Genomic DNA, 8,112 nt, shown 5'->3' on the forward strand with positions numbered 1-8,112 from the left:
CGCGACGGCGCGGTGCTGGTGCGCAGCGCCGCGGATGTGATCGAGGCCATCGGTCCGGCCGAGCCGCCGGCAAGCGAACAACCCACCCTGCCGCTGGACCCGGCCCAGCCGGAAACGCGCAGCCTGCAAGACTCCGCCCGCCTGCATGCGCAGATCCTGGGCCGGCTGGGCCCCTCTCCGGTGGCCGAGGATCAGCTGCTGCGCGACCTGTCGCTGCCGGCGGGCGACGTTGCCCCGGCGCTGGTCGATCTGGAACTGGAAGGCCGCATCGCGCGGCACGCCGGTGGCCTGTTGAGCCTGGTCAACTGACCCCCTGGCCTGGGGTCAAAGCCCTTGGCAGACATCGGGAATCACCGGCCGCCAGTAGAAACACAGCTCGCGCTCCGACCACCAGACATCGGTGGCGCCCAGCACCCAGCGCACCGCAACCCAGGTATTGCCCGACCGGCGATACAGCGCCTGCACCCCGGCGCCATCCATGAAATCCGGCGACAGCTCGCCGCGGGCATAGCCGGGCGTGCGATAAAGGTCGATCTCGCCGCCGCCGGGGCGTTGCGGATAGAGGTTGGCAAAGGCGATATCGCCATATTGGCGCAGGTCGTACACGATGAATTCCACCGGCGCGCCCAGCTGCCATTCGACCAGCGGGCGCACCGCCTCCATCAGCGCGCCGCGGGTGGCGCTGCCGCGCGGCGGTTCGTGCCAGGACTGCGCCGCCAGCGGCGCTGCCGCCCAGATCAGCCACAGACCTGCCAGTAGTCCCCGCATCCCATCCTCGCTTGCGTTGCGCAAATTTACCGCACTGCGCAGCCCCTGACGAGCCTGTTAACGGAGTCAAATTCGCACCAATTGACATTCACCCCTTGCGCCCCACATGTTGCGCCGTCATAGAGCCGCCCCGAAGCCGTCATTGAGGTATCCTTTTAAATGCCTGTTGTTGTTGTAGAATCTCCTGCCAAAGCCAAAACGATCAACAAGTATCTCGGCCCCGGCTATACGGTTCTGGCCTCCTACGGGCATGTGCGCGACCTGCCGCCGAAGGACGGATCGGTCGATCCCGAGCAGGATTTCGCCATGACCTGGGAGGTCGCCAGCGACAGCAAGAAACATGTCAAGGCGATTGCCGACGCGCTGGCCGAAGACGGCGAACTGATCCTCGCCACCGACCCCGACCGCGAGGGCGAGGCGATTTCCTGGCACCTGAAAGAGGCGCTGACCAAGCGGCGCTCGATCAAGAAGGGCACCGCGGTCAGCCGCGTCACCTTCAACGCCATCACCAAGGACGCGGTCAGCGAGGCGATGAAACATCCCCGCGATGTCGACATGCCGCTGGTCGAGGCCTATCTGGCGCGCCGCGCGCTGGATTACCTGGTGGGCTTCAACCTGTCGCCGGTGCTGTGGCGCAAGCTGCCCGGCGCCAAATCGGCCGGGCGGGTGCAATCGGTCTGCCTGCGGCTGATCGTCGAACGCGAGATGGAGATCGAGGCGTTCCGCGCCCGCGAATACTGGTCGGTCAAGGCGGTGCTGAGCACGCCGCGCGGCCAGGAATACGAGGCACGGCTGACGGTGCTGGCCGGCAAAAAGCTGGACCGCTACGACATCGAAAACGAGACCCAGGCCGAGATGGCGGTGCAGGCGATCACCTCGCGCGACCTGGTGGTCAAGTCGGTCGAGGCCAAGCCGGCCTCGCGCAACCCGGCCCCGCCCTTCATGACCTCGACGTTGCAACAGGAAGCCAGCCGCAAGTTCGGCATGGGCGCGCGCCAGACCATGAGCGCGGCGCAGCGGCTCTACGAGGCCGGGCACATCACCTATATGCGGACCGACGGCATCGACATGGCGCCCGAGGCGGTGCAGGCCGCGCGCGATGCGGTGAGCGACCGGTTCGGCGGTGAATACGTGCCCAGCAGCCCGCGCATTTACAAGAACAAGGCCAAGAACGCGCAGGAAGCGCATGAATGTATCCGCCCGACGGATATGGCCGCCGATGCCGAGGCGCTGAAGCTGCGCGATGCCGATCAGCGCAAGCTGTATGACCTGATCTGGAAGCGCACCCTGGCCTGCCAGATGGAATCGGCGCGGCTGGAACGCACCACCGTCGATGTCGGCAGCGCCGACGGCCAGGTCGAGTTGCGCGCCACCGGCCAGGTGGTGCTGTTCGACGGTTTCCTGCGGGTCTACGAGGAAGGCCGCGACGACACGGTTGTCGATGACGATGACAAGCGCCTGCCGCAGATTTCCGAGGGTGAAAAGGCCGACAAGCGCGACGTCACCCCCGAGCAACATTTCACCCAGCCGCCGCCGCGCTATACCGAGGCGACTCTGGTCAAGAAGATGGAAGAACTGGGCATCGGCCGGCCCTCGACCTATGCCAGCGTGATCACCACCATCCAGGACCGCGAATATGTCCGCAAGGACAAGAACCGCCTGATCCCCGAAGACAAGGGGCGCCTGGTGACCGCCTTCCTGACCAATTATTTCCGCCGCTATGTCGGCTATGACTTCACCGCCGGGCTTGAGGACGAGCTCGACCAGGTCAGCGCCGGCGACTCGGATTACAAGGCGGTGCTGGCGCGGTTCTGGCGCGACTTTTCGGCCGCCATCGCCGAAACTTCGGAACTGCGCATCACCGATGTGCTGGACAAGATCAACGAGGTGCTGGAACCGCACCTGTTCCCGCCGCGCGAAGATGGCGGCGATCCGCGCCAATGCCCGGTCTGCGGCGAGGGCCGCCTGTCGATGCGCACGGCGCGCTCGGGCGGCGCCTTTATCGGCTGCTCCAACTATCCCGACTGCCGCTATACCCGTGCCTTCGGTCCTCCGGGCGCCGAAGGTGACGAGATCGGGCCGGATGGCAAGCTGCTGGGCTATGACGAGGAAGAGCCGGTGACGCTGCGCAAGGGGCGGTTCGGCCCCTATGTGCAGAAGGGCGAGCCGACCGAAGAGGCGCCGAAACCGCCGCGCGCCTCGCTGCCCAAAGGGTGGTCGCCCGAGGATATCGACCTCGACAAGGCGCTGACGCTGCTGAACCTGCCGCGCCCGATCGGGCCGCATCCCGAGGATGGCGAACTCATCGAGGCCGGCATTGGCCGCTATGGCCCCTTCGTGAAACACGGTCGGGTCTATGCCAACCTGTCCAGCGTCGAGGAAGTGTTCGAGGTCGGCATGAACCGCGCCGTCGAACTGCTGGCGCAGAAGGCCGCGCGCGGTGGCCGCGGCACCGCGGCCAAGCCCTTGAAGGAGCTGGGCGAACATCCTGAAAACGGCGGGCCCGTCAACGTGATGGCCGGCCGCTATGGCCCCTATGTGAAATGGGAGAAGGTCAACGCCACCCTGCCCAAGGATGTCGAGCCCGAAACCGTGACGATGGAACTGGCGGTTGAGCTGATTGCCGAGAAGGCCGCCAAGAAGGGCAAGAAGGCGCCGGCCCGCAAGAAGAAAGCCAGCTGAGCCGCACCGCCCTCCCCCGGCCGCAGGCGGAAATATTCCGCACTGCGGCATTTCGTTGACTCTCCGCGCGGCTGACGGCATGACGTGGGGGAGTTTAAACAAGGAGGGGCCTCATGAAGAAAGTCTACGAGTCCGCCGCCGAGGCGCTGGACGGCCTGCTGTTTGACGGCATGCTGATCGCGGCGGGCGGTTTTGGTCTGTGCGGGATTCCGGAACTGCTGATCTCGGCAATCCGCGACGCCGGCACCAAGGATCTGACCGTCGCCTCGAACAATGCCGGGGTGGATGATTTCGGCCTGGGCGTGCTGCTGCAAAGCCGCCAGGTCAAAAAGATGATGTCCTCCTATGTCGGGGAAAATGCCGAATTCATGCGGCAATACCTCTCGGGCGAGCTGGAGCTGGAATTCAACCCGCAGGGCACCCTGGCCGAGCGCATGCGCGCCGGCGGCTGCGGCATCCCCGGCTTCTACACCAAGACCGGTGTCGGCACGCAGATCGCCGAGGGCAAGGAAGTGAAGGTGTTCAACGGCGAGGAATATATCCTCGAACAGGGCATCTTTGCCGATCTCTCCATCGTCAAGGCCTGGAAGGCCGACGATACCGGCAACCTGGTGTTCCGCAAGACCGCGCGCAACTTCAATCCGCCGGCGGCGATGTGCGGCAAGGTCTGCGTCGCCGAGGTGGAAGAAATCGTGCCGCGCGGCTCGATCGACCCTGACCATATCCACCTGCCCGGCATCTACGTGCACCGGATCATCCAGGGCGAACACGAAAAGCGCATCGAACAGCGCACGGTCCGCAAGAAGGAGGATGCCTAGGCGATGAGGGCACCTGACGCGGGGCCCTTCCTGGGAGAACTGACCGAGAGCGTCGCGCTGCAATTCCTCGCCGCGGCGCCCTTCTCGCTGGTTCTGACCGACCCGCGTCAGCCGGACAATCCCATCGTCTATGCCAACCAGGCCTTCTGCGATATTTCGGGCTATCCGAAATCCGAGATCATCGGCCGCAATTGCCGGTTCCTCCAGGGCCCGGCGACCGACCCGCACACCGTCGAGCGCATCCAGAAGGCGCTGCGCGACAATGACGAGGTGATGGTCGACATCCTGAACTATCACAAGAATGGCACGCCATTCTGGAACCGTTTGCTGATCTCGCCGCTGCGCGCCCCGGATGGCACGGTGCTGTTCTTCAGCGGCGTGCAGAAACGCCTGGCCGCCGAAGACCAGCCCGACAACCAGCGCGCCGCCATCGACGAGCTGCATCACCGGGTCAAGAATCACCTGGCGATGGTACGCTCGCTGATCCGGATGCATGGCCGCGATAACAGTGCCGACCCGCGCCGCATCCTGAACGATGCGGCAAACCGGATCGACGTGCTGTCGCTGCTGTATGAGCAGCTGACCTACCGGCCGGGTGAAAACCGGCAGGCGGTGGTGCTGAGCGACTATCTCGAGCGCATCACGCTGGCGATCGGGGCGCTGGGCGATCAGGACGCGGTTCAGGTGTCGCTGCAGGCCGACCGCTTCACCGTGCCCGTCGAACACGCGGTGCATATTGCGATGATCGTGTCGGAATGCGTGACCAATGCGATGCAGCACGCGTTCGAGGAGGGCGCCGACGGCCTGGTGGCGGTGACGGTGGCGGAACGCGCCGATGGCGGCATCCGCATCCAGATCCGCGATGACGGGCGCGGTTTCCCCGACGGGGTGAACTGGCCCAGCCGCAACTCGCTGGGTGGCCGGCTGGCGCTGGAACTGAGCACGGCGCTGTCCGGCGAGCTTGATGTCGTGTCCGGACCATCGGGCACGACGGTAACTTTCCAGGCACCGCCCGCGGTGCGAGAGATAAGCTGAGAGAAGACGCGCACAGCGCGCATGATTGGACCCGCAGGGCGCCTGCCCTGCCTAAAGAAAGGAAGTGCTATGCCTTGGGACCGCAACCAGATGGCCGCGCGCGCGGCGGAGGAACTGGAAGACGGGATGTATGTCAATCTGGGGATCGGTATCCCGACCCTGGTGGCGAACTATGTCGGCGACAAGGACATCACGCTGCAATCTGAAAACGGCATGCTGGGCATGGGCCCCTTCCCCTTCGAGGGCGAAGAGGATCCCGACCTGATCAATGCCGGCAAGCAAACCATCACCGAACTGGCGCGCACCTCGTATTTCGACAGCGCCACCAGCTTTGGCATGATCCGCGGTGGCAAGATCGCCGCGGCGATCCTGGGCGCGATGGAAGTGGCCGAAAACGGCGACCTGGCGAACTGGATGATCCCCGGCAAGCTGGTCAAGGGCATGGGCGGCGCGATGGACCTGGTCGCCGGCGTCGGCAAGGTCATCGTGGTGATGGACCACACCAACAAGCATGGCGACAGCAAGGTGCTGAAGGAATGTACCCTGCCGCTGACCGGCAAGCGGGTGGTCAACCGCATCATCACCAATCTGGGCGTGCTGGACGTGGTCGAGGGCGGGCTGAAAATCGTCGAACTGGCCGACGGGGTCAGCGAGGACGAGTTGCGCGCCGCCACCGAGGCCAAGATTGTCTGACCCCGAAATTATCCGGGAAGACAGTGGCAGCAAGGGCCGCTACTTGCTGCGCCAGAACGGGACCGAGGCCGAGCTGACCTTCAGCGTGGCCTCGCCCAGCCTGATCATCGCCGATCACACCGGCGTGCCGGATGCCCTGCGCGGCACCGGCGCGGGGGCGGCGCTGGTTGCGCGGCTGGTCGCCGATGCGAAGGCGGGCGGCTACAAGATCGTGCCGCTCTGCCCCTTCGTGAACGCCCAGCGGCGGCGGCATCCGGAATGGGCCGACCAGTTCAGCGCGTAAGGCATCACGGCCAAAGCCGCCGCTCACGCCCCGCCCAGCACCTCGACAGCCAGAACCGTGGGCAGATGGCGGGCGATCTCGCTCCAGTTTTCGCCCTCGTCGCGGCTGGCAAAGACCGAGCCGCTATTGGTGCCGAAATAGATTCCGGCCGGGTCATGCCGGTCGCCCGCCATCGCCTGCCGCAGCACGGTGAAGAAACAGGCCACCTGCGGCAGCCCGGCGCGCTGTGCCCGCCAAGTGCGGCCGCCATCGTCGGAATGCCAGACCGCCGCCGCCGCATCGGGCGGATAGCGCCCGGCACTGTCGCCGTTCAGCGGCAGGGTCCAGATCTTCTGCGGGTCGCGCGGATGGACATGGATCGGAAACCCGAAGGTCGAGGGCAGCCCGGCGGTGATGTCCTCCCAGCTGCGTCCGCCATCGCCCGAACGCCAGACGCCGTGGTGGTTCTGCTGATACAGCACGTCGCCATTGCCCGCCGCGCGCCGGATATTGTGCACGCAATGCCCGGTTTCCCCGTCATGCGGCGCGGCCGGGTGGTCGTGCTGGGTGCAGCTTTCGGCATTGGCCAGCCGGTTGCGCCGTTCCCAGCTGGTGCCGCCATCCTCGGTGGCGAAGACCCCGGCCATGGAAATCCCCACCCACAGCTTATCCGCCGCGGCCGGATCGGGCACGATGGAATGCAGCACCAGCCCGGCGCCGCCGGGGATCCAGCTTTCCGCCGAGGGATGGTTGGTCAGCCCCTCGCGTTTTTCCCAGGTTTTGCCGCCATCGCCGCTGGCCAGCAGGCTGGCGGGCTTGGTGCCAGCATAGAGCGTGCCATGGGCATGACACAGCGACCAGACCTGTTCGAACTGGTCGCCAAAGGGCAGATCCTCTTTCTGCCAGCCGATCATCTGGGCAAAATTTTCGTCATTGGCCGCCCAGTCGTCCAGCGACCCCTTGGTCAGCCGAGTCAGCGACCAGCTGGCCCCGCCATCCTCCGAACGCCAGACCCCGGCGCCGTTCCAGTCGCCCCCGCCCCCGGCCCAGATCCGGCCGGTTGCGGCATCGCCCACGACATGGTTGATCGGCCAGCCATCGCAGAACGGGCCTTTCACCACCCAATCGGCGCGGTCCGTCCCGCTGTGAAGGATGAAGGCGCCCTTGGTCGTGCCAACCAGAATCGAAACACCCGTCTCAGACATCGTGCCGCCCTCCCAAGCCTGGCGCGAGGATAGCACGGAACGCGGCTTCGGCCATCTGTACCGTGACGGCCCCGGCAAGGCTTGGCCGGTGGGCCGTCAGTTCTGGACCTGGCTCACCCGTTCGGGCGCGGCGGCGACGAAAACGCAGCCGTCCGAGATCAGCTCGGGCGGGGTGCGGCACAAGCCGCGCGCCACCTGGAAGGCGGCCAGCACCTTGGGCACGTAATCGCGGGTTTCGGCATAGGGCGGCACGCCGCCATTCTTTCTGACCGCTCCCTCGCCGGCATTATACCCGGCCAGCACCAGCATCGGGTCGCCGTTGAATTCCTGCATCAGCCAGTCGAGATAGCGCACGCCGCCGGAAATGTTCTGATCGGCCACCATCCGGTCGGTCACGCCAAAGCGGGTGGCGGTGTCGGGCATCAGCTGCATCAGCCCGGCGGCGCCGGCGCTGCTGACCGCATTGGCCCGGCCCGCCGATTCCACCGCGATCACCGCCAGGACCAGCGCCGGCGAAACCGAGGTGCCCGCCGTCGACATCAGGATCGGCGCCGCCTGTTCGGTGGCAATCTGCTGCAACGTCTGCAGGCGCGGCGCCGGCACCTTGCCCGAGGCGTTCAGCACCCTCAGCGCCGGGGTCAGCCGCGCC

General features: G+C 66.1%; 9 protein-coding genes. 6 read left to right on the plus strand and 3 right to left on the minus strand.

All coding sequences use genetic code 11. The features are described 5' to 3' along the window. Window positions 1-309 (plus strand): DprA-like winged helix domain-containing protein (locus tag CVM52_RS27085; protein ID WP_503128398.1); only part of this gene is annotated, 309 nt, incomplete at its 5' end. A 15-nt stretch (window positions 310-324) separates the two neighbouring features. On the opposite strand, the gene CVM52_RS21545 is transcribed toward CVM52_RS27085, so the two are convergent. Continuing rightward, a complete protein-coding gene (locus CVM52_RS21545; protein WP_100164446.1) occupies window positions 325-768 on the minus strand; it encodes a hypothetical protein in 444 nt (147 codons plus the stop codon). Window positions 769-927: 159 nt separating this feature from the next. Between CVM52_RS21545 and topA the strand changes: the two genes are divergently transcribed. From topA to CVM52_RS21570, 5 genes are all read left to right on the plus strand, one after another. Beyond that, window positions 928-3,450, plus strand: coding sequence for a type I DNA topoisomerase (gene topA / locus CVM52_RS21550; protein ID WP_100164447.1), 2,523 nt, complete (start codon window positions 928-930; stop codon window positions 3,448-3,450). A 113-nt stretch (window positions 3,451-3,563) separates the two neighbouring features. Beyond that, on the plus strand, window positions 3,564-4,268 hold the full coding sequence (locus tag CVM52_RS21555) for a CoA transferase subunit A (RefSeq protein WP_100164448.1): 705 nt from the start codon (window positions 3,564-3,566) through the stop codon (window positions 4,266-4,268). Window positions 4,269-4,271: 3 nt separating this feature from the next. Continuing rightward, window positions 4,272-5,303, plus strand: a complete 1,032-nt coding sequence (locus CVM52_RS21560; RefSeq protein ID WP_100164449.1) for a PAS domain-containing protein — start codon at window positions 4,272-4,274, stop codon at window positions 5,301-5,303. Between the two features lie 69 nt (window positions 5,304-5,372). After that, window positions 5,373-5,996 (plus strand): CoA transferase subunit B, encoded by a 624-nt coding sequence (locus tag CVM52_RS21565; RefSeq protein ID WP_100164450.1) that lies wholly within the window; start codon window positions 5,373-5,375, stop codon window positions 5,994-5,996. Continuing rightward, complete coding sequence (locus tag CVM52_RS21570; protein ID WP_100164451.1) at window positions 5,989-6,279, plus strand: GNAT family N-acetyltransferase; 291 nt, start codon at window positions 5,989-5,991, stop codon at window positions 6,277-6,279. The genes CVM52_RS21565 and CVM52_RS21570 overlap by 8 nt, the downstream gene beginning before the upstream one ends. 23 nt (window positions 6,280-6,302) lie before the next feature. On the opposite strand, the gene CVM52_RS21575 is transcribed toward CVM52_RS21570, so the two are convergent. Next, the gene (locus CVM52_RS21575) at window positions 6,303-7,463 is read right to left on the minus strand and encodes a WD40/YVTN/BNR-like repeat-containing protein (RefSeq protein ID WP_100164452.1); all 1,161 of its coding nucleotides are present in this window, start codon (window positions 7,461-7,463) and stop codon (window positions 6,303-6,305) included. A gap of 96 nt (window positions 7,464-7,559) precedes the next feature. Then, window positions 7,560-8,112 (minus strand): lytic transglycosylase domain-containing protein (locus CVM52_RS21580; RefSeq protein ID WP_133119926.1); only part of this gene is annotated, 553 nt, incomplete at its 5' end.

Source organism: Pseudooceanicola lipolyticus (assembly GCF_002786325.1).
In the GTDB taxonomy this organism is placed as follows: Bacteria; Pseudomonadota; Alphaproteobacteria; order Rhodobacterales; family Rhodobacteraceae; genus Pseudooceanicola_C; species Pseudooceanicola_C lipolyticus.